Annotated in this window: 25 protein-coding genes and 1 pseudogene; 8 read left to right on the forward strand and 18 right to left on the reverse strand. The window is 66.1% G+C overall.

Features of this window, described 5'->3' with window-relative positions; all coding sequences use genetic code 11:
- Nucleotides 1–9 precede the first annotated feature (9 nt).
- Together ACGLHT_RS13160 and ACGLHT_RS13165 are read left to right on the forward strand one after the other, a co-directional pair.
- Nucleotides 10–1215, forward strand: coding sequence for a transporter associated domain-containing protein (locus tag ACGLHT_RS13160; RefSeq protein WP_274079218.1), 1206 nt, complete (start codon nt 10–12; stop codon nt 1213–1215).
- A 275-nt stretch (nt 1216–1490) separates the two neighbouring features.
- A pseudogene (locus ACGLHT_RS13165) lies at nt 1491–2798 on the forward strand (MFS transporter); the annotation flags it as partial.
- 108 nt (nt 2799–2906) lie between these two features.
- Here the strand turns inward: ACGLHT_RS13165 and purT are convergent.
- The 5 genes from purT to ACGLHT_RS13190 all read right to left on the reverse strand — a co-directional run bounded on the left by purT (nt 2907) and on the right by ACGLHT_RS13190 (nt 6202).
- Nucleotides 2907–4088 (reverse strand): formate-dependent phosphoribosylglycinamide formyltransferase, encoded by a 1182-nt coding sequence (gene purT, locus ACGLHT_RS13170; protein ID WP_025337909.1) that lies wholly within the window; start codon nt 4086–4088, stop codon nt 2907–2909.
- A 76-nt stretch (nt 4089–4164) separates the two neighbouring features.
- A complete protein-coding gene (locus ACGLHT_RS13175; protein WP_014754324.1) occupies nt 4165–4632 on the reverse strand; it encodes a VUT family protein in 468 nt (155 codons plus the stop codon).
- Nucleotides 4633–4840: 208 nt separating this feature from the next.
- Complete coding sequence (locus tag ACGLHT_RS13180; RefSeq protein WP_025337908.1) at nt 4841–5041, reverse strand: DUF1289 domain-containing protein; 201 nt, start codon at nt 5039–5041, stop codon at nt 4841–4843.
- Entirely contained in the window at nt 5034–5558 is a 525-nt protein-coding gene (locus tag ACGLHT_RS13185; protein WP_015269134.1) for a gamma carbonic anhydrase family protein, read from the reverse strand. Before ACGLHT_RS13185 ends, ACGLHT_RS13180 begins: the two co-directional genes overlap by 8 nt.
- A 44-nt stretch (nt 5559–5602) precedes the next feature.
- Entirely contained in the window at nt 5603–6202 is a 600-nt protein-coding gene (locus ACGLHT_RS13190) for a CoA pyrophosphatase (RefSeq protein ID WP_085691720.1), read from the reverse strand.
- A gap of 125 nt (nt 6203–6327) precedes the next feature.
- On the opposite strand from ACGLHT_RS13190, the gene ACGLHT_RS13195 reads away from it, so the two are divergent.
- Nucleotides 6328–6879 carry an NUDIX hydrolase gene (locus ACGLHT_RS13195; protein ID WP_274119697.1) on the forward strand — a complete coding sequence of 184 codons (552 nt, stop codon included), beginning with the start codon at nt 6328–6330 and terminating at the stop codon, nt 6877–6879.
- A gap of 22 nt (nt 6880–6901) precedes the next feature.
- On the forward strand, nt 6902–7456 hold the full coding sequence (locus tag ACGLHT_RS13200) for a murein L,D-transpeptidase family protein (protein WP_025337906.1): 555 nt from the start codon (nt 6902–6904) through the stop codon (nt 7454–7456).
- Nucleotides 7457–7581: 125 nt separating this feature from the next.
- Here the strand turns inward: ACGLHT_RS13200 and ACGLHT_RS13205 are convergent, their stop codons facing one another.
- From ACGLHT_RS13205 to ACGLHT_RS13260, 12 genes are all read right to left on the reverse strand, one after another.
- Nucleotides 7582–8241, reverse strand: coding sequence for a general secretion pathway protein GspN (locus tag ACGLHT_RS13205; protein WP_274079217.1), 660 nt, complete (start codon nt 8239–8241; stop codon nt 7582–7584).
- Complete coding sequence (gene gspM / locus ACGLHT_RS13210; protein WP_274079216.1) at nt 8238–8624, reverse strand: type II secretion system protein GspM; 387 nt, start codon at nt 8622–8624, stop codon at nt 8238–8240. Before gspM ends, ACGLHT_RS13205 begins: the two co-directional genes overlap by 4 nt.
- On the reverse strand, nt 8621–9697 hold the full coding sequence (gspL, locus tag ACGLHT_RS13215; RefSeq protein WP_274119698.1) for a type II secretion system protein GspL: 1077 nt from the start codon (nt 9695–9697) through the stop codon (nt 8621–8623). The genes gspM and gspL overlap by 4 nt, the downstream gene beginning before the upstream one ends.
- Nucleotides 9694–10365, reverse strand: a complete 672-nt coding sequence (locus ACGLHT_RS13220; protein WP_394519477.1) for a prepilin-type N-terminal cleavage/methylation domain-containing protein — start codon at nt 10363–10365, stop codon at nt 9694–9696. The genes gspL and ACGLHT_RS13220 overlap by 4 nt, the downstream gene beginning before the upstream one ends.
- A 265-nt stretch (nt 10366–10630) precedes the next feature.
- Nucleotides 10631–10999, reverse strand: coding sequence for a type II secretion system protein GspI (locus ACGLHT_RS13225; protein ID WP_025337901.1), 369 nt, complete (start codon nt 10997–10999; stop codon nt 10631–10633).
- Complete coding sequence (gspH, locus tag ACGLHT_RS13230; protein WP_274119699.1) at nt 10996–11433, reverse strand: type II secretion system minor pseudopilin GspH; 438 nt, start codon at nt 11431–11433, stop codon at nt 10996–10998. The genes ACGLHT_RS13225 and gspH overlap by 4 nt, the downstream gene beginning before the upstream one ends.
- Before the next feature lie 3 nt (nt 11434–11436).
- On the reverse strand, nt 11437–11871 hold the full coding sequence (gene gspG / locus ACGLHT_RS13235; protein ID WP_137163096.1) for a type II secretion system major pseudopilin GspG: 435 nt from the start codon (nt 11869–11871) through the stop codon (nt 11437–11439).
- Between the two features lie 17 nt (nt 11872–11888).
- Complete coding sequence (gene gspF / locus ACGLHT_RS13240; RefSeq protein WP_274119700.1) at nt 11889–13091, reverse strand: type II secretion system inner membrane protein GspF; 1203 nt, start codon at nt 13089–13091, stop codon at nt 11889–11891.
- A 3-nt stretch (nt 13092–13094) separates the two neighbouring features.
- Nucleotides 13095–14543 carry a GspE/PulE family protein gene (locus tag ACGLHT_RS13245; RefSeq protein ID WP_085691727.1) on the reverse strand — a complete coding sequence of 483 codons (1449 nt, stop codon included), beginning with the start codon at nt 14541–14543 and terminating at the stop codon, nt 13095–13097.
- The gene (gene gspD / locus ACGLHT_RS13250; protein WP_075043924.1) at nt 14543–16306 is read right to left on the reverse strand and encodes a type II secretion system secretin GspD; all 1764 of its coding nucleotides are present in this window, start codon (nt 16304–16306) and stop codon (nt 14543–14545) included. The genes ACGLHT_RS13245 and gspD overlap by 1 nt, the downstream gene beginning before the upstream one ends.
- Before the next feature lie 3 nt (nt 16307–16309).
- Nucleotides 16310–16735 (reverse strand): pilus assembly protein PilZ, encoded by a 426-nt coding sequence (locus ACGLHT_RS13255; RefSeq protein ID WP_170978813.1) that lies wholly within the window; start codon nt 16733–16735, stop codon nt 16310–16312.
- Nucleotides 16732–18372, reverse strand: a complete 1641-nt coding sequence (locus ACGLHT_RS13260) for a lipoprotein UxpA (RefSeq protein WP_274119701.1) — start codon at nt 18370–18372, stop codon at nt 16732–16734. The genes ACGLHT_RS13255 and ACGLHT_RS13260 overlap by 4 nt, the downstream gene beginning before the upstream one ends.
- Nucleotides 18373–18596: 224 nt before the next feature.
- On the opposite strand from ACGLHT_RS13260, the gene ACGLHT_RS13265 reads away from it, so the two are divergent.
- Nucleotides 18597–20672 (forward strand): PhoX family phosphatase, encoded by a 2076-nt coding sequence (locus tag ACGLHT_RS13265; RefSeq protein WP_137163094.1) that lies wholly within the window; start codon nt 18597–18599, stop codon nt 20670–20672.
- 317 nt (nt 20673–20989) lie between these two features.
- Here the strand turns inward: ACGLHT_RS13265 and gspK are convergent, their stop codons facing one another.
- Nucleotides 20990–21955, reverse strand: coding sequence for a type II secretion system minor pseudopilin GspK (gene gspK / locus ACGLHT_RS13270; protein WP_274119702.1), 966 nt, complete (start codon nt 21953–21955; stop codon nt 20990–20992).
- 143 nt (nt 21956–22098) lie between these two features.
- Here gspK and tatA point away from each other — a divergent pair, with 143 nt between their 5' ends.
- Genes tatA through tatC form a run of 3 tightly spaced genes read left to right on the forward strand, consistent with a single transcriptional unit; the run spans nt 22099 to nt 23395 of the window.
- A complete protein-coding gene (gene tatA / locus ACGLHT_RS13275; RefSeq protein WP_274119703.1) occupies nt 22099–22332 on the forward strand; it encodes a twin-arginine translocase TatA/TatE family subunit in 234 nt (77 codons plus the stop codon).
- On the forward strand, nt 22332–22637 hold the full coding sequence (tatB, locus tag ACGLHT_RS13280) for a Sec-independent protein translocase protein TatB (RefSeq protein WP_025337891.1): 306 nt from the start codon (nt 22332–22334) through the stop codon (nt 22635–22637). The genes tatA and tatB overlap by 1 nt, the downstream gene beginning before the upstream one ends.
- Nucleotides 22634–23395: a twin-arginine translocase subunit TatC gene (gene tatC / locus ACGLHT_RS13285; protein ID WP_274119704.1), complete on the forward strand. Its 762-nt coding sequence runs from the start codon at nt 22634–22636 to the stop codon at nt 23393–23395. Before tatB ends, tatC begins: the two co-directional genes overlap by 4 nt.
- The last annotated feature ends 34 nt before the right edge of the window (nt 23396–23429 follow it).

Below are 23429 nucleotides of genomic sequence, written 5' to 3' on the forward strand. Positions count from 1 at the left end.
CGGCCGCCCATGGATACCCTGCCGTACGCACCGCTATTCGGCACCCTGGCACTGGCGCTGTTGTGGTCGGCGCTGTTCACCGCGGTGGATGCCGCCCGCCTGCAACTCAATGGCGCGCTGCGCACCGGCGAGGATGGCCAGCCCGTGCTGCCGGCCCAGGCCCTGGTGCTGTGCGCCAGCCTGGGCAAGCTGCTGGTGCTGGGCCTGGCCTGCCTGGTTGGCCAGCGCCATAGCGGCGAGCACGGCTTCTGGCTGGCCGGGTTGGCCGCCACCCTCGTCCTGCTGGTGTTTGCCGAATACCTGCCGCGGCGCCTGGCCCGGCGCAACCCGCAGGCGTTCGTCAGCCTCGGCACCAGCCTGCTGAAAGCACCCCTCGCCCTGTTGCAACCGCTGGCCTACCTGCTGGATGGCATTGCCAAACTGATCCTGCGTCCGTTCCGCGTGCAACCCACGGCCGTGGCCCTGCACCCGCAGGAAGCCGACGAGTTCGACGAGGATGAGGAACACGAAGCACCGCGCCACGGCCTGCTCGACGGCTTGCAGTCACTGGACAAGATGACCGTCAACGACATCCTGGTACCGCGCAACGAAGTGGACGGCATCAGCCTCGACGAGCCGATCGAGCGCATCATCGAGCAACTGATCGTCAGCCGCCACACCCGCCTGCCGGTGTACCACAGCGACATCAACCAGGTTGAAGCAATCCTCAATACCAAGCTGATCAGCCACCTGCTGCCCAAGGCCGAGCTGACCTTGGAGATGCTGCTCGGCGCCTGCTACGAGCCCTATTTCGTGCCCGAGAGCACGCCCCTGCAAATGCAGCTGCTGAACTTCCACAAACAGCAGCGCCGCATGGGCGTGGTGGTGGACGAGTACGGCGAAGTGCTGGGGATCGTCACCCTGGAAGACATCCTCGAGGAGATCGTTGGCGAGTTCGAGGATGAACACAGCCTGGACAACCCTCACGTGCACCCGCAGCCCGATGGCACCTTTGTCATAGACGGCACCGCTTCGCTGCGCGAGATCAACCGCAGCCTGGGCTGGCACCTGCCCTGCGACGGCGGGCCGAAAACCCTCAACGGGCTGGTCACCGAAGCGCTGGAAAGCATCCCGGAAAGCGCCGTTTGCCTGAAGATCGGCCGCTATCGCCTGGAAATCCTCGAAACAGAGGACAATTGTGCCAGCAAGGTACTGGTGTGGACCGTGACCCGATAGCTATACTCGGGTCACGCTTACCCAGCCCCGCCGTCCCGCCTGCTACCCGCACCCGGCGCTCCACGGCCAGTCCGCTCCACTGACACGCCCTGCGGTCCTGCTTCAACACCCCGAACAGTGCCCGCCCCCGCCCCTATCCCCCTTGGGCTATCGTCAGTCGGGCGCACACAACAACAAAACGCTCCGGCGCCCGCGCCACCGTGCCTGCCCTTTTGCATTGCACGCCGCGGGGCTTATCCCAATGGAGCCGGACCAGACTGTCAGGGACCTATTCAATGACAACCAGCAGCACCTATGCCGAAGCGCCTGCCGCACCGGTCAACTCGCCCGCGCGGGTAGCCACCGCCAGCTTCATCGGCACCGCCATCGAGTTCTACGATTTCTACGTCTACGCCACTGCCGCCGCCCTGGTGATCGGCCCGGTGTTCTTCCCGTCCGGGTCAGGCACCGCGCAGATGCTGGCGGCCTTCCTCACCTTCGGTATCGCCTTCCTGGCGCGCCCGCTGGGCTCGGCACTGTTCGGCCACTTTGGCGACCGTATCGGCCGCAAGTCGACCCTGGTCGCCTCGCTGCTGCTGATGGGCGTGTCCACCACGGCCATCGGCGTGCTGCCGGGCTACGACAGCATTGGTGTATGGGCGCCGATCATTCTCTGCCTGCTGCGCTTTGGCCAAGGCCTGGGCCTGGGTGGCGAATGGGGTGGCGCGGCCTTGCTGGCCACCGAGAACGCGCCGGAAGGCAAGCGCGCCTGGTTCGGCATGTTCCCGCAGCTGGGCCCGTCGATCGGCTTTTTGGCTGCCAACGGCCTGTTCCTGACCCTGGCCCTGGTGCTCAGCGACGAGCAGTTCCGCGATTGGGGTTGGCGCATTCCGTTCCTGCTCAGCGCCGCGCTGGTACTGGTGGGCCTGTATGTGCGCCTGAAGCTTGAAGAAAGCCCGGTGTTCGCCAAGGCCGTCGCCCGCCACGAGCGAGTGAAAATGCCGGTGGTCGACCTGTTTTCCAGATACTGGCTGCCGACCCTGCTGGGCGCAGCGGCGATGGTGGTGTGCTACGCGCTGTTCTACATCTCCACCGTGTTCTCGCTGAGCTATGGCGTGACCACGCTGGGCTACAGCCGCGAGACGTTCCTTGGCCTGTTGTGCTTCGCGGTGGTGTTCATGGCCCTGGCCACACCACTGTCGGCCTGGCTCAGCGACCGCTACGGGCGCAAACCGGTGCTGATCGTCGGCGGCCTGCTGGCAGTGGCCTCGGGCTTTACCATGGAGCCGCTGCTGACTTCGGGGTCGACCGCAGGTGTGGCGCTGTTCCTGGCCATCGAACTGTTCCTGATGGGCGTGACCTTTGCGCCGATGGGGGCACTGCTGCCTGAACTGTTCCCGACCCACGTGCGTTATACCGGCGCTTCGGCGGCGTATAACCTGGGCGGCATCGTCGGCGCATCGGCGGCACCGTTCTTTGCCCAGAAGCTGGTGAGCATGGGTGGGTTGAGCTGGGTGGGGGGTTATGTGTCGGTGGCGGCGGTGATCAGCTTGATTGCCGTGCGGTGCCTGAAAGAGACCCGCAATACGCATCTGGAAGTAATTGGGGCCGTGTTGCGGCCCTTCGTGGGCACGCCCGCTCCCACAGGGGTAGCGCCGAAACCTGTGGGAGCGGGCGTGCCCGCGAAGGGCTGCAACGCAGCCCCAATCGGATCAGAACTCGACCTTGACCGCCTGCGAAGCACGGGTCGCCTTGGCACGCGCCGCTTCGACCGACTCGTCACGCGCCAGGCACACGCCCATGCGGCGGGTACCGTTGATTTCCGGCTTGCCGAACAGGCGAATGGCGGTATCCGGCTCGCTCAGCGCCGCGCCCAGGTTGGCAAAGCTGGTCTGCTGCGACTGCCCCTCGGGCAAGATCACCGCCGAAGCCGAAGGGCCGAACTGGCGCACTACCGGAATCGGCAGGCCAAGAATGGCCCGGGCATGCAGGGCAAACTGCGACAGGTCCTGGGAAATCAGGGTCACCAGGCCGGTGTCATGCGGGCGTGGCGAGACTTCGCTGAACCACACCTGGTCGCCCTTCACGAACAGTTCCACGCCAAACAGGCCACGACCGCCCAGGGCATCGGTGACTGCCTTGGCCACCCGCTGCGACTCGGCCAGCGCCTTCGGGCTCATGGCCTGCGGCTGCCACGATTCCTGGTAGTCGCCCTTCTCCTGGCGGTGGCCGACTGGCTCGAGGAAGGTGGTGCCGCCAACGTGGCGCACGGTCAGCAGGGTGATTTCGTATTCGAAGTCGATGAAGCCCTCGACGATGACCCGGCCTTTGCCGGCGCGGCCGCCTTCCTGGGCGTAGTCCCACGACTTCTGCAGGTCGGCATCGCTGCGCAGCAGGCTCTGGCCCTTGCCCGACGAGCTCATCACCGGTTTGACCACGCATGGGTAGCCAACATCGGCCACGGCCTTGGCGTAGTCTTCGTAGGTGTCGGCGAAATGGTACGGCGAGGTTGGCAGGTCCAGTTCTTCGGCGGCCAGGCGGCGGATGCCTTCACGGTTCATGGTGAGCTGGGTGGCGCGGGCGGTCGGCACCACGTTGAAGCCTTCGTTTTCCAGCTCGACCAAGGTGGCGGTGGCGATGGCTTCGATTTCAGGGACGATGTAGTGCGGCTTCTCGGCCTCGATCACCGCGCGCAGGGCCACGCCATCGAGCATGTTGACCACGTGGCTGCGGTGCGCCACCTGCATTGCCGGGGCATTGGCGTAGCGATCGACGGCGATCACTTCGACGCCCAGGCGCTGCAGCTCGATCACCACTTCCTTGCCCAGCTCGCCACAGCCGCAGAGCAGTACACGGGTCGCGGTGGGCGACAAGGGGGTTCCGATACGGGTCATTTCAGGTCCTCGAAGGCGTCCGGGGCCGCACCAGGCTTGGCGCCGCCCGCTGAAAAAGGACCGCTATTCTACACCATCAACCCGCCACGGCGGCCCGCCGGGCGCGAAATGCCATGGCCAGCCACACGGCGGTGACACCGGCGAATTTCGAGGCCATGGCGGTGCCAATCACGGCTGGGGTCAGGGCGCCGATCATGCCGAAGAAGATGAAGGTGTCCACCGGGATGCTCAGCGCCGAACTCAGCCACAAGCGGTCGCGCAGCGGCCGGCGGGTGATGCTGAACACCAGCCAGTCGATCAGTTCGGAAATGAAGAACGCGGTGGCGCTGGCCAGGGCGATGGCCGGCTCCGAAGTGACATAGGACAGCACCAGTGCTGCCAGCATGGCGGCCAGGGCGCCATGGCCGAAGCGGGTCTGCACCATGTCGCGCAGGATGAACACCAGGCCGCCCCAGGCGGACCAGATGATGTCCAGGTGTGGCGCGCTGGAGAAGGCGTAGTTGATCAGCACTACGCTGCTGATGTAGGCAATCAGATAGAACATGGCGGGTAGTCTGTGGGCAAGCCGCACAGATTACCGCTGGCTTCATCGGCAGGCAACGGTACTCCCTGTAGGAGCGGCCTTGTGTCGCGATGGGCTGCAAAGCAGCCCCTGGATTTCAGCGCTGATGCACAAATTACTGGGGCTGCTTTGCAGCCCATCGCGACACAAGGCCGCTCCTACATGGTCGGCGATGAAGCCGACAAGGTATTTAGCGACCGATAATCAGGCCGGCAGCTACTGCCCGCTCATGGCACAGCTTCAGCACCGCCCTGCGCTCGTCGTTGTCCATCCGCCCCCAGCGGCCGATCTCGGCCACGGTTCGCTGGCAACCTGTGCAGATATCCTGCTCGTCCAGCGCACAGATACTCACGCACGGCGAGGCCACCGGCCGCTCTACCACATCACTCATCGTCAACCACCAACTCCCGTGCATAACGCTGGGCATTGTGCACGTAATGCGCGGCACTGGCTTCGAGCATGCGCTTCTGCTGTTCGGTCAGCTCGCGCACCACCTTGCCCGGCGAGCCCATCACCAGCGAACCGTCGGGGATCTCCTTGCCTTCTGCAATCAGCGCATTGGCGCCGATGATGCAATGCTTGCCGATGCGTGCGCCGTTGAGGATGACCGCGTTGATACCGACCAGGCTGTAGTCGCCCACTGTGCAACCATGCAGCATGGCGTTGTGGCCAACGGTCACGCCCTTGCCCAGGGTCAGCGGCGAGCCCATGTCGGTGTGCATCACCGTGCCATCCTGCACGTTGCTGCCCTCGCCAATGTCGATCAGCTCGTTGTCCCCGCGCAGCACCGCGCCAAACCACACGCTGGCATCGGCCTGCAGGCGCACCTTGCCGATCAGCGTGGCGTTGGGTGCGGCCCAACTGGTGGGGTGGCTCTCGACCCGCAGGTCGCCCAGGCGGTATTTCATGCTTGCTCCTCAGGCTGCAACGCAGACGACGGGGTTGGCCCCGCTCAGTTTTCGATGTAACGCTCAGGGGGCTGGTGCAGGCTGATGCCGGCATCGAACAGCAGGTTGACCAGTTCGACGATCATGATCGCCGACAACCCCCAGATCTTGTATTCGCCATAGCGATAGCTGGGCACATACCAGCTGCGCCCCTGGTAATCGATACGGTGGGTATGGTCGCGCGGGTCCTGGCGGAAGAATTCCAGGGGCACGGTGAATACTGCCGCGATCTCGGCATCATTGGCACGGTATTCGACAAAATCGGGGATGATCCCGACGAATGGCGTCACTTTCAGGCCGTGCAGCGAAATAAGCGGGCTGAGTGGGCCGATCACTTCCACAAGGCCTGGCGGCAGGCCGATTTCTTCTTCGGCTTCACGCAGCGCGGTGAACACCAGGTCCGGGTCTTCCGGGTCGCGGCGGCCACCGGGAAAGGCCACTTCGCCGCCGTGGGTGGACAGGCCCTTGGCGCGCAGGGTCAGGACCAGTTCGGGCGCTTCGCTGCGGGTAATGGGCAAGAGGACCGCCGCTTCGGGGAACCGCCGGTCGGTTTCCAGTGATGCGGGTTGGTGGTTGCTCATTCGGCGAAGTAGCTCGTCCAGCATTGCGCACGCTCGTATCCAAGGCCTGCCTTGCATGATGCACCAAAGGCGCGAAGCACCCAAGCCCCGTGCGCTTGCGGCAGCACGGCCGGCGCGCCAAGATAGCCCAGAGTAAAAAGGAACGACACATGAAATTCTGCAGCGCGTGCGGCCAGCCGGTCACTCAGCGGATCCCCGATGGCGACAGCCGCCTGCGGTATGTCTGCGAGTCTTGTCAGACCATCCATTACCAGAACCCCAACATCGTAGCCGGCGTGTTGCCGACCTGGGGCAGCCAGGTGCTGCTGTGCCGGCGCGCCATTGAGCCACGCCGCGGTTTCTGGACCTTGCCTGCCGGTTTCATGGAAAACGGCGAAACCCTGGACCAGGCCGCCCGTCGCGAAACCGTCGAGGAGGCCTGCGCCCAGGTCGGCAGCATGAACCTGTACCAGCTGTTCGACCTGCCACACATCAACCAGGTGCACGTGTTCTTCCGCGCCGAGCTGGCGGACCTTGATTTCGCGGTCGGTGTCGAAAGCCTGGAGGTGCGACTGTTCGAGGAACATGAGATACCGTGGGGCGAGCTGGCTTTCCGCACCGTCACTCGCACACTAGAATGCTACTATCGCGATCGCATCGGGCAGCACTACCCCATAGGCCATGAATACCTGCCGCCGATGAACGTCTCGCCCACCACCTAGAAGCCTTCAGGGATACCGTTACATGCGCTGGTTGCTTGCCCTTTTCTGCCTTTGCGTTACCTCGGTGTCCCAGGCGGCCTTCACCGAGACCATCATCCGCAAGCCCCAGCCGGCAGCGCAAACCCCATCGCCTTCGCAGCAGGCCATGCAACCGCTGATCGACAAGGTACTGGTGATCAAGTCCGAGCGCCGCCTGCAGCTGATCAGCCGTGGCGAACCGCTGAAGACCTACCGTATCTCGCTGGGCAAGCAGCCAAAGGGCGCCAAGGAGCGCGAAGGCGACAAGAAAACCCCCGAGGGCCTGTACTGGCTGGACTGGCGCAAGCAGAGCGACCGCTTCAACCTGGCCATGCACATCAACTACCCGAACATCACCGATGCCGCCCGTGCCACCCGCGAAGGGGTGAGCGCCGGCAGCATGATCATGATCCATGGCACGCCGATCAACGACGAGTATCCGGAGTGGTACTTCCACACCCTGGACTGGACGGACGGCTGTATTGCCATGCGTAACCGCGACATGCAGGAAGTGTGGGACCTGGTGCGGGATGGCACGTTGATCGAAATTCGGCCCTGAGGTTTGTCGGGGCATTTCAGGCGTCTGCCCGATCGAGTGCCGCCCGCGCGGCGCTCGATATGCGCCCCACTCAAGACTCAAACCGATCACCTCCCAGCCTTCATGCAATCTCCACGCATTTCCCCTTACCAACGCAAGTCTTGCTGCCCTGCCAATGCCTGCGGCCCAAGCCACTGCACCCCACGCAACAAAGGCGTCAGCGCCGCCTCCGACTGCAACTCGAACACTACCTGCACCCGGCGCCCTGGCAGGTCGGCATCCACGGCCAGTTGATGCTGCCCCTGCTGCACCAACTGCCCGCGCAGGCGCCAGCCGCTTTGGCAGTCCATTTCCAGCCAGCCCTGCCCCAGGCCCAGTGACCAGGGCTCGCTCAGGGCAAGGTCGGTTACCGTCATGCGGCCTTCGCTGGCAAGGCATTGGCGCCCTGCCCCCTGAATTCGCAATGCCCCCTGCCACTGTCCCGCCAGGCGGTAATCCGTCGGAACGGTCGCCTGGGCGCCCACCGCAGAGGCGTCGAGCCGCCAGCGCCACGGCCAGCCTTCGGCGCGCAACTGCCAGGCCTGGCCCTGAAAGCCCAGCTGCGCATTCGCCTGCAAGCGCCAAGGCTGGACCGTCCAGTGCAAAGGCCCGACGGGGCCCAACTGTTGGGCCTGGCCTTGCCACAGGCTGCCACTGGCGTCACGCATTGGCAGGCCGAATGCACGCACCACCCAATTGGCCGGAAGCTCAACCAATACCGACACCACGAACACCAGCACAACCCACGCCATGCCCTTGCGGCTCATGGCTGCATCACCAGATTGAAGCGCAGGCCCTTGCCATCCTGCTCCAGCCCCCATTGCAGTAGCTGTGCACCTTCTGCACGCAGGCTTTGCAACCAGCCTTGCAGTACGCGCTCGTCTGCCACCTGCCCACGCAGTTGCCAGGTCTTGCCCTGCGCATCGACCTCGGCCAGTTCGATCTGCCGCGCCTGGGCCGACTGTCGGAGCCGCTCCAGGTTCAGCCCCGGGCCGCCTTGCAGGCTGGCGGCCTGTTCGGCCAGCCCGCGCCACTGGCTGAGCTCGCGCCATTGCGCAAGGCCTGCGCGCAGGGCCAGGAAGGTCAGCAACAGGGCAATCAGTGCCCAGGCGAACTTCAAGCGATGACGCTGTACCCAGTCCCGGTTCATGAGGCTGCTCCCAGGTCGAACACCACTTGGCCGTCCTGCACCTGGACCGAGGCCCCGGCAGCTGTTGCCATGTCGCTCCATGGCGGCGCACTGCCTTCACCCTCCAGACGCAGGTGCCAGCGCTGGCCATCGAAGCGCACCGCTTGCAGGCGCCAGCCGGGGTGGTCACGCAGCCAGGCCTGCAACGCCGCCTGCAGGTCTTCAAGCTGGCGCGTGCGCAGCTGCTGTTGCAATTCATTTTCGCGCAGGCGCTTGAGGGCCTGCGCGGCTTGCCGGGGGCTGGCCTGCTCACCGGTCACGGCGACGACCTGGCTGCGCCAGAGTTGCGCCTGGGCCCACTGCTTGCTCAACCACAGCCCGCCCCAGACGGCAGCCAGTACCAGACAGGCCGCGAGCAGCCGTTGCTGCGGCCGGGACACCACTGGCAGCGAGCGCACCTTGCGGGTACGCTCGAACAGGCCGGGCAATGAATCGAGCGGTGCCAGCGTACTGGGCCAGTCACCGCTCAGCGGAACCTTTTGCAGCTCCGCCCACGGTTGCCGTGGCACCTCGCCCAATGCATCCGGCCAGGCCAGCCAGTGCTCCTGCCTGTCTTCGGCCAGCCCTTTGTACAAATACATGCCGGGTGTGCGCTGCCATTGCCAGGCATGTCCCGACTCGGGCGGCGGCAGCAGCTGTAGTTCTGCCCAGCAACGTGCCACCTGCAAGCCCCATTCGGCGCACTGCCCGCGCCAGTCCTCCAGTTGCTGACGAGCCACTACCAGTAACCGAAGATGGCCGGGCTCGCGGGCCAGGCAGGCGCATGTCACCTCGTCAATGGCCTGCAGCAAGCGGTCTTCGAGCAACAGCGGCCATTCTTCACGCTTGAGCCCCGGCGGTGCCGGCACGCGGAAGTAGCTGCAGGCCTCGGCAGGCAGGATCAACGCCACACGGGCCTGCAGGTTCGCCGGGGGCTCGCCCTGCCCTTGGCGTTGCACAAGGCCGCCCTCGGCCAGCGCCCAGTGCCAGACAACGCCTGGTCGCAGCAACAACCACGGCTGGGTCGAGCTGCGCCGCCGCCATTCAAACTTCATGAGCGCCCCCACGGGAGGGCGAAGGTGCAGACATAGGGTGCTCCGTCACGCTGCAGTTCCAGACGCACGCCACGGCCGGGGTGCGCAGGTTGGTCGGAAGGCCAGGCCAGCCAGCGGCCGCCCTGGTAATAGAGAACATTCATGGCGCTGACCCGGTCGAGCCGCTCGCGCTGGACCCAGCGTGGGGCGGCGGCGGCGTAGAGGTCGGCCGAGCTTTCCAGCAGCAGGCGCTGCTCGCGGGCCTCGAAGCGCAGGCGCTGGCGCTGCAGGCGCGAGCCGCCCTCGGCTTCCGGCATGCCGGTGCTGGCGACCCAGAGCAACTGGTTGCTTGCCGGTTGCCAGTCCAGCCAGCGGCTTGCCAAGGGCAGGCGCTGGTCGTAGACCCGGCGCATTACCGGGCTATCGAAGCGACGCTCCAGAGCCAGGCAGAAGTCCAGCACCGAGGTTTCCTGCGCGGTGACCTGCAGGCGCTCGCGAACCTTGAGCCAGCCGTTGACCAGGGCGGCGAGCATGATGCCGAGCACAGCAGTGAGTGCCAGGGCGACCATCAGCTCGATCAGGGTAAGGCCGGCCTGGCGGTGCTTGCTCGGCTGGGTCCAAGGCTGACGGGTATACGCCCTCCCTGTGGGAGCGGGCGCGCCCGCGAACACCGGCGCAGCCGGTGCCATGCACCGCGGTGCCTGCTTCGCGGGTAAACCCGCTCCCACAGGGACCGCGCAAGCTTCACAATCTCTGTAACTCATGGCCGCTCCAGGGGCAGGCCGGCCTGGCGGTGCTTGCTGGGCTGGGTCCAGGGCTGACGGGTATGCGCCCTTCCTGTGGGAGCGGGCGCGCCCGCGAACACCGGCGAAGCTGGTGCCATACACCGAGTCGCCTGCTTCGCGGGCATGCCCGCTCCCACAGGGACCGCGCAAGCTTCACGGTTTCTGTAACTCATGGCCGCTCCAGAAACACGGTGTACTGGCCTAGCGGCAGGCGCTGGTCGCGGTCGGCGAACAACAGCAGCTCGCCACGGCGCAGGTCACGTACGCCGGTGCGGCGCAGCTGCAGTTGCCAGTGGCAGCGCTGGCCGCCCTGGCTCAGTTCACCTCCAACCTGGTTTGCCGCCGGCCAGTACTGCTCGACGGCAAAGCGGGTTTGCAGTTCTCGCGCGCATAGCAGGCCAAGGCGGTGTTGCTGCAGGTTGTCCTGCACCGCCAGGCGCTGGCGCAAAACCTGGCTGGTGATCACTGCCAGCACCGCGGCAATCGCCAGGGCCACGGTCACCTCAAGCAGGGTGAAACCACGCTGATGCCGCTTCATGGGGCGACCACCACCTGCAAGCGGCCATCGCGGCTCCAGGCCCATTGCTCGCTGCCATCGGCCCAGCGCCAGCGCACGTTGCCCGGTTGCGCCCAGCCATGCGGGGTGAACAACAGGCGCGGCTGTGGGCTGGCCGGCCAGTCCGGGCGCAGGCCCTTGGGCCAGTCACCAAGGGCGACAGCTTCGACCTCCCAGCCATTACCCTCGCGCCGGACGAACTCCGGGCGCTGGCCATTCCAGCGCAGCCCGCGCAGCTGCCCGGTATGCCGGGCCAGCGCGGCCTGCGCCCGGATCTCGCTCGCCAGCCGTTGCAGCGCCTGGTCGACACTGGCCTGGCTGTTGCCGAACCCGGCCACCGCCAATCCGGTCATCAGCCCGGCGATGGCCAGCACCACCAGCAATTCGATCAGGCTGAAGCCCCGCTGACGACGCACCCGTTACAGCTCCCAGTTACCCAGGTCGGCATCCTGGCCTTCGCCGCCCGGCAGGCCGTCGGCGCCCAGCGAGTACACGTCGACCCGGCCATGCTCGCCGGGCATGCGGTACTGGTACGGGGTACCCCACGGGTCGTCCGGCAGGCGGCGCACGTAGCCGTCGCTGCGCCAGGCCCGTGGCAGCGGTTCCTGGGCCGGCTTTTTCACCAGCGCGGCCAGGCCCTGCTCGCTACTGGGGAAGCGCAGGTTGTCCAGGCGGTACATGTCCAGCGCCTGCTCCAGGGTGGCCAGGTCGGCCATCACTTTCTGCTTCATGGCCTTGTCCTGGTTGCCCAGCACGCTGGGCGCGACCACGGCGATCAGCAGGCCGATGATGAAGATCACCACCATGATTTCCATGAGGGTGAAACCGCGCTGGCGGTTACGTCGATGCTGCATGGCAGTACTCCTTGTCGTCACAGTTGCAGGCCCTGGTTGAGTTGCATGATCGGCAACAGCACCGCCAGCACGATGAACAGCACCACGGCGCCCATCACCAGGATCATCAGGGGTTCGAACAGCGCCATGGCGGTATCGACCTGGCGGGCGAAGCCGCGCTCCTGGTCGTCGGCCACGCGCTCGAGCATGTCGGCCAAAGTGCCGCTGGCCTCGCCGCTGCCGACCATGTTCACCAGCAGCGGCGGGAACTGCTGGCTGGCATCCAGTGCGCGATGCAGGCTGGTGCCGCCCTGCACCTGCTGGCGCACCTGCTCCATGGCCAGGCGGATACGCCGGTTGCCGACGGTTTCGGTGGCCACTTGCAGGGCTTCGAGCAGGGCCACGCCGCTGCCGCTGAGGATTGCCAGGCTGCGTGCCAGGCGCGCGCTTTCCAGCACCTGAAGCAGGCTGCCGATATGTGGCAGGCGTAGCAGCAGCTGGTCGCGGCGCAGGCACCAGTGCGGCTTGCGCAGCAACCAGCCGCCGAGCGCGCCGAGCAACAGGGCCAGCCCCAAAAGCCAGGGCCCGGCCTGCACCAGCCCTTGGCTCAGGCCGATCAGCAGCGATGTAATGAGCGGCAGGCTCTGCCCGGCATGGGCGAATTGTTCGGTGAGCTTGGGTACGACGAAGGTCATCAGGCCTACCACCACGGCAAGCGACACTCCCATCAACACGGTGGGGTAGATCAGCGCGGTACGTGCCTTGTGCTGTTGTCGTTGTACCTGCTCCAGGTGGTCGGCAAGGCGGGTCAGCACCTGGGCCAGGCGCCCGGACCGCTCGCCGGCCTCGACCAGCGCGCAGTACAGGCCGGCAAACGGCGCCCCCTGACGCGCCAGGCTGCGGGCCAGGCCCAGGCCTTCGGCCAACGAGCCGCGCAAGGCCACCAGCACACTGTGCAGGGCGGGCTGGCGCAGTTGCCGTTCCAGGGTTGCCAGGGCGTCGACCAGAGGGATGCCGGCACCGGTCAGGGTGGCCAGCTGACGAGTCAGTTCGCACAGCTGGGCGCGGCTCAGGCGCTGGCGCCGGGGTTGCCGGGTGCCGGCTTCGTGACGCTGCAAGCGGCGGGCAAACAGGCCCTGCTCACGCAACAACTGGCGGGCGTGGCGTTCGCTGTCGGCCTGCAAGCTGGCCTTGTGGGTCTTGCCGGCGAGGTCGACGGCCTGGTAGCGATAGGTCGGCATGGCTCAGCCCTGCACCACGCGTAGTACTTCGGCCAGGCTGGTCTCGCCACGGGCCAGGCAGTCGCTGGCCATCGCCACCAGGCTCTGCCGGCGCTCGGCCAGGTAGTCCTGCATGGCCAGTTCACTGGCGCCGTCGTACAACAGGCCGATCAGCCCGGCATCCAGCTCGATGAATTCATACAGGCCCAGGCGCCCGACATACCCGCTGCCCTGGCATTGCTCGCAGCCCACCGCGTGGTAGCTGCTGCCCAGCGCCGCCAGCTCGGGCCACAGGTCGCGTTCCGCCGGCTGCAGCGGGTGCGCGACGGCGCAACTGCACAAGCGCCGCACCAGGCGCTGGGCCAGTACGCCGCGCAGGCACGAGGCGATCAGGAACGGTTCGATGCCCATGTCGCGCAGGCGGGTCACCGCGCCCACCGCACTGTTGGTGTGCAGCGTGGACAACACCAGGTGGCCGGTGAGGCTGGCTTGCACGGCGATCTGCGCGGTCTCCTGGTCACGGATTTCGCCGAGCATGATCACGTCCGGGTCCTGGCGCAGGATGGCGCGCAGGCCGCTGGCAAAGGTCAGCCCGGCACGCGGGTTGATAGCGGTCTGGCCGATGCCGGCGATAGCGTATTCCACCGGGTCCTCGACAGTGAGGATGTTGCGGCTGCCGTCGTTGAGGCTGTTGAGGCTGGCATACAGGGTAGTGGTCTTGCCCGAACCGGTCGGCCCCGTGGACAGCACGATGCCGTTGGGCCGTGCCAGGCAACTGCGCAGGCCCTGCAACACCGCCGCCGGCATGCCCAGGTTGCCCAGCGCCAGCAGGCTGGCCTGCTTGTCGAGCACGCGCATCACCACCCGTTCACCGTGGATGCCGGGCAGTGTCGAGACCCGCACATCCACTTCGCGCCCCGCCGCACGCAGGGTGATACGGCCATCCTGGGGCTGGCGCTTTTCGGCGATGTCCAGACGGGCCATGACCTTGATCCGCGACACCAGCATGGCCGACAGCGCACGCGGTGGGCGCAACACTTCGCGCAGGTGGCCATCGACCCGCAGGCGCACCACCAGGCTCTGCTCGAAGGTTTCTATATGAATGTCCGAAGCGCGCAGGCGCAGGGCCTGGCCGAACAGGCCGTTGATCAGGCGGATCACCGGGGCTTCGTCGTCGCTTTCCAGCAGGTCCTCGATGCGCGGCATTTCGCTCATCAGGCTGTCCAGGTCGACCTGGTCGCCGATGCCTTCGATCAGCGCCTCGGTGGCAGCATCGCCGGCCTGGTACAGCTGGCCGAGGCGTTCGTCGAACAGTGCAGGCTCCAGGTATTCGAGCAGGCTGGGCTGGCCGTGCACGCGCAGCAGCTCCTGCAATTGGGCGCTGTCGGCGTCGTGCCGCAACCATAGCTGCCAGCCCTGCTCCGCAGGGGCCATGGCCACCCCGCTCTGCCGTGCCTGGCGATAAGGCAGCATCACCAGTCACCGCCTTCCAGCCGTGCACGGCTGGAGGGGAACACCTGCAACAACGGCGTAGCGTCTTGCGCATCCGCAAGGTCGGGCAACTGCAGCGGTGTGGTCTGCTGCAAGGTGCGGTACTTGTCTTCGCTGAGCCCGGCCAGGCTCGGCCCGTCACGCAGGATGCGCGGGCGGATGAACACCATCAGGTTCTGCTTGGTGTTCTTGGTGGCGTCGGAGCGGAACAGCCGGCCCAGGTAAGGGATATCGCCAAGCAGCGGCACGCGCTGGTCGCTGGTGCTCAGTTCGTCGCTGATCAGGCCGCCGAGGATCACCAGGCCGTTGTCCTCGACCATGACCTTGGTCTTGATCTCGCGCTTGTTGGTGATCACGTCGCTGGCAGCCGTAGTGTCGGCAATCGACGACACTTCCTGGACGATGTCCAGGCGCACGCTGTTGTCGACGTTGATCTGCGGCTTGATGCGCAGCTTCACCCCGACTTCCTTGCGCTCGATGGTCTGGTACGGGTTGGCATTGTTCTGCGTCACCGATCCTGTGACGAAGGGCACTTCCTGGCCGACCAGGATCGACGCCTCGGCGTTGTCCAGGGTCAGCAGGGTGGGCGTGGACAGCAGGTTGAAGCCGCTCTTGCCCTTCAGCGCGTTGACCAGCATGGCGAAGTTGAAGCCGCCGCCGAAATGGCCGATACCCGCCATGGCGCCGGTGGTGCTGGACAGCAGGTCGCCAAGGGCCTCGTTGTCGCCACTGGCAGCGGCCCCGGCGATGCTGGCGATGTTTACCCCGTTGCTGCCGAAATTGACGATACCGGCACCGAACTTCTCGTCAGCGAACAGCCACTGCACGCCCAGTTCCTGGGCGCTGCTGTCGGACACCTCGGCGATGATCGCTTCCACCACTACCTGGGCACGGCGGATGTCCAACTGCTCGACGATGGCGCGGTAGGCGGCCAGCTCGCTGTCGGGGCCGACCATGACCACGGCGTTGGTGCCTTCTTCGTATTCCAGGCGGATGCCCGAGCCTCCGGCGACAGGCACTACGGGCCTGTCCTTGCCCTCTGCTTCGCCCGCACCTTCAGAGGGCGCCATGCCTTCCTGGCTGAGCCCGCGCAACACCTTGACCACTTCGCCCGCATTGGCATGGCGCAGGTAGATGACCTGGGTACTGCCGCTGCCTGGTGCGTCCTGGGGGCGGTCGAGCTGGCGCAGCAAGCTGGCGATACGTTCCAGGTTGCTGCGCCAGTCGGTAACTACCAACTGGTGCGCCGCCGGATAAGGTGTGATCACACCGACCCGTGGGTCGATCAGGGGTTTGAGAATGCCCAGCACCTGCTCGCTGGCGGCGTTGCGCACATTGAATACCCGCGTGGCCACGCTGTCGCTGCCTTCCCCCTGCTGCCCTCCCGCCTCCACCGGCACCGGCTCCAGGCGAGCGGCCTGGTCGGGAACGATCTTCACGCTGCCGTTGGGCAGGTCGACAGTGGCGTAGCCCTGGGCGCGCAGCTGGGCCAGGAAGATGTCGTAGATGGCATCGGCGTCGTGCAGGTCGACGGTGCGCACGGTGACCTTGCCCTTGACCCGGGGGTCGACGATGAAGGTGGTGCCGGTTATGCGCGACACGCTGTCGATGAACTCGCCCAGTTCGGTGTCGACGAAGTTCACCTCGTACATGGGCGTGCCGTTGTCGTCGAACACCGGCTCTTCAGCACAGGCCATGGACAGGGCCAGGCTCAGCGCGGCCGCCACGCAATATCTAACAGGCATCGTTCATCCTTGCCGCTTGAAGCCGGTCACGGCGGAGCGTGGCGGCCAGGGCAGGCGTTCACGCCGCCCCTGGTTGTTGAAAATCAGGCCATCGCTGTCGATGTCCTGCAGCACGATCCCTGGTGCCAGGCGCTGGCCGCGGGCCAAGGTGCGCACCTGCTCGCCATAGCGCAGCACCACCACACTGGAGGCCAGCGGCTGGGCCTTGAGGCCACCCAGGTATTGCAATGGCAGACGGGTGATGGCGATGGCGCCGTCGTCGACGGGTACCTGCCATTGGCCGACCATCAAGCCAGGCAGCGGCTTGGCGGGCGCGGCGGGCGCAGTGGCCGGTTGCGGCTGGCGGCCCAGTTGCAGCACGCACTGGGCGGCCAGCCAGCCGGCCAGGGTCAGGCCAGCGCCAGTCAGCAGGCGCGAGGCGAGCATCACGAGGCCAGTTGCCTTGGGTGCCAGCCCGGGTGCCCCTGCACGTAGCGCACTTCGGGCAGTTGCAGCGGCGCAAGTTGCCAGTCGCTCGCCTGGCGGGCGAGCCAGGCTTCGACCCGTTGCCACAGCGGCTCGCCGGCCTGGGTTTCGAATTGCAGGCCAAAGGTGCGGCACAGGCCCTGCACCGGTTCCAGGCCACTGATGCGCTTGCCTTGCGGGCTGTAGCTGACACGCCAGGCCTGGCCCTGCCAGCGCGGCAGGTCCTGGCTGTTGTCCAGCAGCAGCGGGTCGCCGAACAGTTGCTCCGCAGCGTTTTCCAACACTTGCTCGACCTGCCGGGCCGGCGCTTCGACCACCGGTGCCGGGTAGCCACCGGTGAGGCTGATCAGGTGTTCGCGGGTAATGGCCGCCCCGGCGGGCAGCGGGTAGTCGTAACGCAGGCCCGGCAGCAGCACCGGCATGCTGCTGTCGTCGGCCAGGGCCTGATGCAGCAGGCGGTCCCAGCTGCCGCCTCGGGTATCGCGGCGCCACAGCGCCTGGGGCGCGCGGGCCAGCGGCTGATCGAGCCAGGCCGCGTGGCCGGCGCGCTGCTGGCGCAATTCTGCCTGCAATGCCCCGACACGCTGTTGCGCGACGGGTGCCAGCTGTTGCTCAAAGGCCGGGAAGAAACGCCCGTCGAACTGCCACAGCCCGGCCACGCGTTGGCAGCGCAGGCGGAAGGCGCCGCTGCCCCGGCAACCGGCGAACAGCACCGGCACGCGGCGGCCGCTGGCCTGGCTCACCTCGACCGGCGCCGGCCACAGGTCCTGGCCGCGGGCACACAGCAGCACGTCGATCTGCGCCACCCGCTCGGCCAGCCACAGACCCGGCCCGGTACCGACATCGGCCATGGCCACCACCAGGTCGGCCTCGCGCCGGGCTTGTTCGAACACCGGCTGCAATGACTGGTACCACTGTTTAAGGGAGGCTTTCTGGTCCTGGGCGTAGGGGTCGGTCACGCCGACCACGGCAATACGTGCACCGCCGCGTTCGAAGACGTGCAAGGCTTCCAGGCCCAACGCCAGGCGTTGCGTGTCTGCCAGCCCGGCGCCCAGGGTAACGGCGCCAGCCTGGCGATACAGCGCCGGGCTGCGCTGTGGCCACAGCACGCGCTCGTCGCTGCTGACCCGCGCTTCGCTGCCCAGCAGCTGGCTGCCCTGCAGGCCGCTTTCGCCTTGGGTCAGGTAGGCCAGGCCACTGCCATTCCAGCCCTGGCCGTTTTCCAGGGTCAGGCTGTTGCCCGCCCCAGCCTCGCCGCGCAGCTGCTCGAGCAACGCAGCCAGCACCGCGTAGCCGCCCAGCTGGGCAGATGCAGCCTGGCTGGCATCGAGCAGCGGCGCCAGTTTCGGGTAGGCGATGCTGGCACTGCTGCCGGTCATCCATGGGGCGCGGCCCAGGTGGCTGACCGGCCCCAGGCGGGTGGCCGGCACCACCGCCTGGCCAGGCTGGCGGGCATCGAGGGTATCGGCCACATACAGCAGGTCGAGGCTGGCGTTGCCGCCCTGCTGCCCAGGGAAGGCGGAGCAGGCGCCGAGCAACGGAGCCAAAGCACCGATACCCATCCAGCCGATCACTTCGCGCCTGTGCACACTGCTTGCCATCGAACCCGCCATCCTTATCCATGTTCATTCAGGGCCCCGGATGTTGCGGCGTTGGCATTACAGTTTGATGGCAGAAATCCGACAGCCATTCCAAAGTGATCTGTACAGCACACTTCTAAGAGCAAGTTGTTTTAAAACCCCCTTAACATTTCTGCCAATGAATCATCATATTTGCGCACTAAAGTCGCGGTTTCCTCTAACTCAGCCAACATAAGGACACCCTGATGAGTCGAGATACCGGCGACAACCTGGACCGGAACCAAAGCGGCAACCTGCCGATGGCCAGCGTCATGGACGCCTACCTGAGCCGCCGCAGCGTGATGCGCGGCAGCCTGGGAGCCGCCATCGCCATGATTGCCGGTACCGGCCTGACAGGCTGCTTCGACGGTGGTGGTTCCGATCACGATGATCCGGTCACCGAGCCGCCGGTCACCGAGCCACCCGTGACTGAGCCGGAAGTGCCGAAACTGGCACTGGGCTTCCAGTCCATCCCGGGCTCGCGCACCGACGCCTGCGTGGTTGCCGCCGGCTACAGCGCCTACGTGCTGGCGCCCTGGGGCACGCCGATCAACAGCAACGGCAACCCGTGGAAGTCCGACGGCAGCAACACCTCGACCGACCAGGCCAACGCCATGGGCATGCACCATGACGGCATGCACTTCTTCCCCATCAATGGCAGCTCCGAAGACGGCCTGCTGGCGATCAACTTCGAGTACATCGACACCGCCGCCCTGCACCCTGCCGGCCCGACCACCGATGTGAACGGCAAGCGCCCGGTCGAGGAAGTGCGCAAGGAAATCAACGCCCACGGCGCCGGCGTGGTGCGCCTGCAGAAAATCGGCGGCCGCTGGCAGGTGGTCGACAACGACCCGCTCAACCGCCGCTTCACTACCGCCTCGCGCATGGAAATCACCGGCCCGCTACGGGGTACCGAGCACGTCAAGACCAAGTACTCCACCGCCGGCACCCACTGCCGCGGTACCAACAACAACTGCGGCAACGGCTATACCCCGTGGGGCACCTACCTGACCTGTGAAGAGAACTGGCCAGGCATCTTCGTCAACAAGGGCACCCGCCCCGAAGACCAGCGCCGCATTGGCGTGGGCACCTCCAGCGGCCAATACAAGTGGGAAACCGCGGCCGGTGACAGCAGCGAAGTGGCCGACGAATTCGCCCGTTTCGACGTCACCGTCAAAGGCGCCAGCGCCACCGACGACTACCGCAACGAAGCCAGCACCTACGGCTATATCGTCGAAATCGACCCGTACAACAGCAACACCCTGGCCACCAAGCGCACGGCGCTGGGCCGCTTCCGCCACGAAGGCTGCGCCCCGGGCCTGCCCGTCGCCGGCAAGCCGCTGGTGTGGTACATGGGTGACGACTCGAACAACGAGTACCTGTACAAGTGGGTGTCCACCGCAGTGTGGGACGCCGCCGACGCCAACCCGGCCGACCGCCTGGCCACCGGCGCCAAGTACCTCGACCAGGGCAAGCTCTACGTCGCCCGCTTCAATGCCGACGGCACCGGTGTATGGCTGCTGCTGGACGTAGGCACCGCCACCACTGGCGGCAGTACCCTGGGCGCACTGTATGGCGACCTGCCGGGCATCATCCTCAACACCCGCGGTGCTGCCGATGCCGTGGGCGCAACGCCGATGGACCGCCCGGAATGGACCACGGTCAACCCGCTCAACGGCGACGTGTACCTGACCCTGACCAACAACAGCGCGCGCACCCCGGAAAAGGTCGATGCAGCCAACCCGCGCGGCCCGAACCGTCACGGCCACATCATCCGCTGGCACGACAGCGACGACCAGCTGAGCTTCACCTGGGACATCTTCGTGTTCGGCGCCAACGCCGCCGGCACCGCCGACATCAACCGCTCCGGCCTGACCGAACTGAACCAGTTCGCCAGCCCGGACGGCATGAGCTTCGATAGCCGTGGCGTGCTGTGGTTCGAGACCGACAACGGCGAGAGCACCGTGACCGACTACACCAACGACCAGCTGCTGGCAGTGATCCCCACCAACCTGGTGGATGCCAGCGGCAAGCAGGTGCCGGTGAACGCACAGAACCAGGTGGACCTGCGCCGCTTCTTCGTCGGGCCGAATGGCTGCGAAGTGACCGGGATTACCTTTACCCCGGACAACAAGACGCTGTTCGTCAACATCCAGCACCCGGAGAACTGGCCGTATACCGACAAGGCCACCGATGCCACCCCGACAGGTACCACGGTAAGGCCGCGGGCTGCGACGGTGGTGATCCAGCGTATCGATGGCGGGGAGATCGGCACCGCCTGATCGATCTGTGCACGGGGGCCGCTTTGCGGCCCTATCGCGACACAAGGCCGCTCCTACAAGGGATCGCATTCCCCCTGTAGGAGCGGCCTTGTGTCGCGATAGGGCTGCAAAGCAGCCCCGGCAATCTCAAGCCTTACCACACCATCGGCTCGCGGCTACGCACCCGCACTTGCTGCGCCGGCACCCGGGCATGCCATTGCCCCCCAGCGCCTCCACCTGGAACTCGCTGCGCTCAACCGTTCGAAGGGATCGCATTCCCCTGTAGGAGCGGCCTTGTGTCGCGATGGGCTGCAAAGCAGCCCCGGCAATCTCAAGCCCTACCACACCGTCGGCTCACGGCTACGCACCCGCACTTGCTGCGCCGGCACCCGGGCATGCCATTGCACCACCCCCAGCGCCTCCACCTGGAACTCGCTGCGTATCACCCGCCCCTCCTCCGCGAACGACAGCTGCAACAGGAAGTACCCGCTGTTCAGCAGCAGCCCTTCGCTCAAGCGCTCGAAGGTTTCGTCATCCACCGCCCCCAGGGCCTGGCGTAGCGCAGTTGCATCCACATACCCCGACGCCGGCCGGCCGCTGATGATGCGGCTGAGCAACGAGCGCGGATAACGCCCTTCATACAGCGCTTCCAGCAACGGCAGATGCTCCAGCCCCAAGGCATTGGCATTCAGCCGCCAGCCGCTGGTCTGCGGCAAGGCGCACAGCATTGGGTAACGGCTTTGGCGGCTGGCATCCGGTTCCAATAGCAGGTTCAGCTCGCTGGTATCGAGCATTGGCTGGTTGGCCGCCAGGCGCGGTGGTTGCTGGCGCAGGTACTGGGCGCTCTCGGCGCCCTGCAGGCGGGTATCGCTGTCGGCATCCAGCCAGTCGGCCAGGGCATCGACCAGGCGCTCGGCAGCCATGTCGTCGCCCAGCAGGTAACGCAACTGGCGCGCAGCACGCTCGCCGTCAGCGCCAAGCAGCGCATTGACGTTGAAACAGGTGTGCTGATCGCGCACCCGCAACTGCGCCTGGCCGGCGCCAAAATCGTAGTTCAACGGCTGCCCGCGCAAGGCCTGCCAGAACAGCGGGCTAAGCCGCCAGCTGGGGTCACGCAGGGCCTGCTCGGCATAGGCCAGGCCGGCCTGCTCCATCGCCCGCGCCTGCACCCGCTGGTGCAACAGGCGCACATCATCGACCTGGCGCCGGCCATCTTCCACCAGCCAGGCCATGCCCGCCGCCAGCATCGCCAGCACCACCATCACCATCAGCAGGGCCGCGCCCTGCTGTTGCCTGCCACCCATCCTTGCCTGCCTCTGTCCGAATAAAGACGCCAGTCAACACGCCCGGTGTTGCAGGTAGATGGCAGTGACCGTTCGTCATGTGTACGTCATCTGCGCGAGGCAGGATTGTCTTTCCTTTTCATGACCTTACAGGAGTGGTCGCAATGGGTGGCATTGGAATCTGGCAACTGGTGATCGTACTGCTGATCGTATTCCTGCTGTTTGGTACCAAGCGCCTCAAAGGCCTGGGCAGCGATATGGGCGAGGCGATCCAGGGTTTTCGCAAGTCCATGGGCGGCGACAATGACGCCAACGCCCCTGGCCAGGCGCAGGTGCAGCAACAGGCACCGCTGACTGGCCAGGCCACACAACAGCCTCAAGCGGACCGTCAGCCCTGATGTTCGAGGTAGGCTTCAGCGAGTTGCTGCTGGTCGGCATCGTCGCGCTGTTGGTTTTAGGCCCGGAGCGCCTGCCGGTGGCGGCACGCACCCTCGGGCGCGGCCTGGGCCAGGCACGCAGGGCCATGCACGCCCTGCGCACGCAGGTAGAGCGGGAGATCGAACTGCCCGCTGTCGAGCTACCCACTCTCGACAGTGCGCCTTTGCAGCGCCTGGAACAGGAGATCCGCCAAGGCATCAGCCTGAACGCGGAGCCGGCCAATGATGCGGCCACGGTCGCTCCCCCCAAGGAAAACCTTTCATGAGCATTGCCATGGACCCGGCGGCGAGCATGCCGCTGACCGAACACCTGCGCGACCTGCGCAAACGCCTGGTGCGTTGCTTGGCGCTGGTGGCGCTGGTGTTCGCCGGGCTGTTCCCCTTCGCCCAGACGCTGTACACGCTGATCTCCGAACCGCTGCGGCGCTTCTTGCCGGAAGGTGCGAGCATGATCGCCACCAGCGTCACTTCGCCGTTCCTTACACCGTTCAAGCTGACCGCGATGTGCGCAGTGTTCGTCGCCATGCCGCTGCTGCTGCAGCAGGCCTGGGGCTTTCTGGCGCCGGGGCTGTACCGCCGTGAACGGCGCATTGCCCTGCCGTTGCTGGTGTCGAGCATCGTGCTGTTCTACGCCGGCATGGCCTTCGCCTTCTTCCTGGTGTTCCCGATGATGTTCGGCTTCTTTGCCAGCGTGACACCAGAGGGCGTGGCGATGATGACCGATATCAGCCAGTACCTGGACTTTATCCTGGCGCTGTTTCTGGCGTTCGGGCTGGCGTTCGAGATCCCGGTAGCGACGTTTATCGTGGTCTGGGTGGGGTTGGCCGATGTGGCTACGTTGCGACGCAGCAGGCCCTACGTGATCGTCGGCTGCTTTGTGGTGGGGATGATCCTGACGCCGCCGGATGTGTTTTCGCAGACGATGCTGGCGGTGCCGATGTGGGTGCTGTTCGAGGTGGGGTTGCTGGCTTGTGGGTGGTTGAAGCGGCCTGGGCAGGGCAAGGAGATTGTGGCTGGATTGTAGTGCCTCTTCGCGGGTAAACCCGCTCCCACAGGGA

Origin of the sequence: Pseudomonas sp. PsB (assembly GCF_043658375.1) — a bacterium.
Taxonomy (GTDB): domain Bacteria; phylum Pseudomonadota; class Gammaproteobacteria; order Pseudomonadales; family Pseudomonadaceae; genus Aquipseudomonas; species Aquipseudomonas putida_Z.

Coding starts and splice junctions, on each gene's coding strand:
- ACGLHT_RS13160 (WP_274079218.1), top strand. CDS start 10: ATGGATACCCTGCCGTACGCACCGCTATTCGGCACCCTGGCACTGGCG.
- purT (WP_025337909.1), bottom strand. CDS start 4,088: ATGACCCGTATCGGAACCCCCTTGTCGCCCACCGCGACCCGTGTACTG.
- ACGLHT_RS13175 (WP_014754324.1), bottom strand. CDS start 4,632: ATGTTCTATCTGATTGCCTACATCAGCAGCGTAGTGCTGATCAACTAC.
- ACGLHT_RS13180 (WP_025337908.1), bottom strand. CDS start 5,041: ATGAGTGATGTGGTAGAGCGGCCGGTGGCCTCGCCGTGCGTGAGTATC.
- ACGLHT_RS13185 (WP_015269134.1), bottom strand. CDS start 5,558: ATGAAATACCGCCTGGGCGACCTGCGGGTCGAGAGCCACCCCACCAGT.
- ACGLHT_RS13190 (WP_085691720.1), bottom strand. CDS start 6,202: ATGCTGGACGAGCTACTTCGCCGAATGAGCAACCACCAACCCGCATCA.
- ACGLHT_RS13195 (WP_274119697.1), top strand. CDS start 6,328: ATGAAATTCTGCAGCGCGTGCGGCCAGCCGGTCACTCAGCGGATCCCC.
- ACGLHT_RS13200 (WP_025337906.1), top strand. CDS start 6,902: ATGCGCTGGTTGCTTGCCCTTTTCTGCCTTTGCGTTACCTCGGTGTCC.
- ACGLHT_RS13205 (WP_274079217.1), bottom strand. CDS start 8,241: ATGAGCCGCAAGGGCATGGCGTGGGTTGTGCTGGTGTTCGTGGTGTCG.
- gspM (WP_274079216.1), bottom strand. CDS start 8,624: ATGAACCGGGACTGGGTACAGCGTCATCGCTTGAAGTTCGCCTGGGCA.
- gspL (WP_274119698.1), bottom strand. CDS start 9,697: ATGAAGTTTGAATGGCGGCGGCGCAGCTCGACCCAGCCGTGGTTGTTG.
- ACGLHT_RS13220 (WP_394519477.1), bottom strand. CDS start 10,365: ATGGCACCGGCTGCGCCGGTGTTCGCGGGCGCGCCCGCTCCCACAGGG.
- ACGLHT_RS13225 (WP_025337901.1), bottom strand. CDS start 10,999: ATGAAGCGGCATCAGCGTGGTTTCACCCTGCTTGAGGTGACCGTGGCC.
- gspG (WP_137163096.1), bottom strand. CDS start 11,871: ATGCAGCATCGACGTAACCGCCAGCGCGGTTTCACCCTCATGGAAATC.
- gspF (WP_274119700.1), bottom strand. CDS start 13,091: ATGCCGACCTATCGCTACCAGGCCGTCGACCTCGCCGGCAAGACCCAC.
- ACGLHT_RS13245 (WP_085691727.1), bottom strand. CDS start 14,543: ATGCTGCCTTATCGCCAGGCACGGCAGAGCGGGGTGGCCATGGCCCCT.
- gspD (WP_075043924.1), bottom strand. CDS start 16,306: ATGCCTGTTAGATATTGCGTGGCGGCCGCGCTGAGCCTGGCCCTGTCC.
- ACGLHT_RS13260 (WP_274119701.1), bottom strand. CDS start 18,372: ATGGCAAGCAGTGTGCACAGGCGCGAAGTGATCGGCTGGATGGGTATC.
- ACGLHT_RS13265 (WP_137163094.1), top strand. CDS start 18,597: ATGAGTCGAGATACCGGCGACAACCTGGACCGGAACCAAAGCGGCAAC.
- gspK (WP_274119702.1), bottom strand. CDS start 21,955: ATGGGTGGCAGGCAACAGCAGGGCGCGGCCCTGCTGATGGTGATGGTG.
- tatA (WP_274119703.1), top strand. CDS start 22,099: ATGGGTGGCATTGGAATCTGGCAACTGGTGATCGTACTGCTGATCGTA.
- tatB (WP_025337891.1), top strand. CDS start 22,332: ATGTTCGAGGTAGGCTTCAGCGAGTTGCTGCTGGTCGGCATCGTCGCG.
- tatC (WP_274119704.1), top strand. CDS start 22,634: ATGAGCATTGCCATGGACCCGGCGGCGAGCATGCCGCTGACCGAACAC.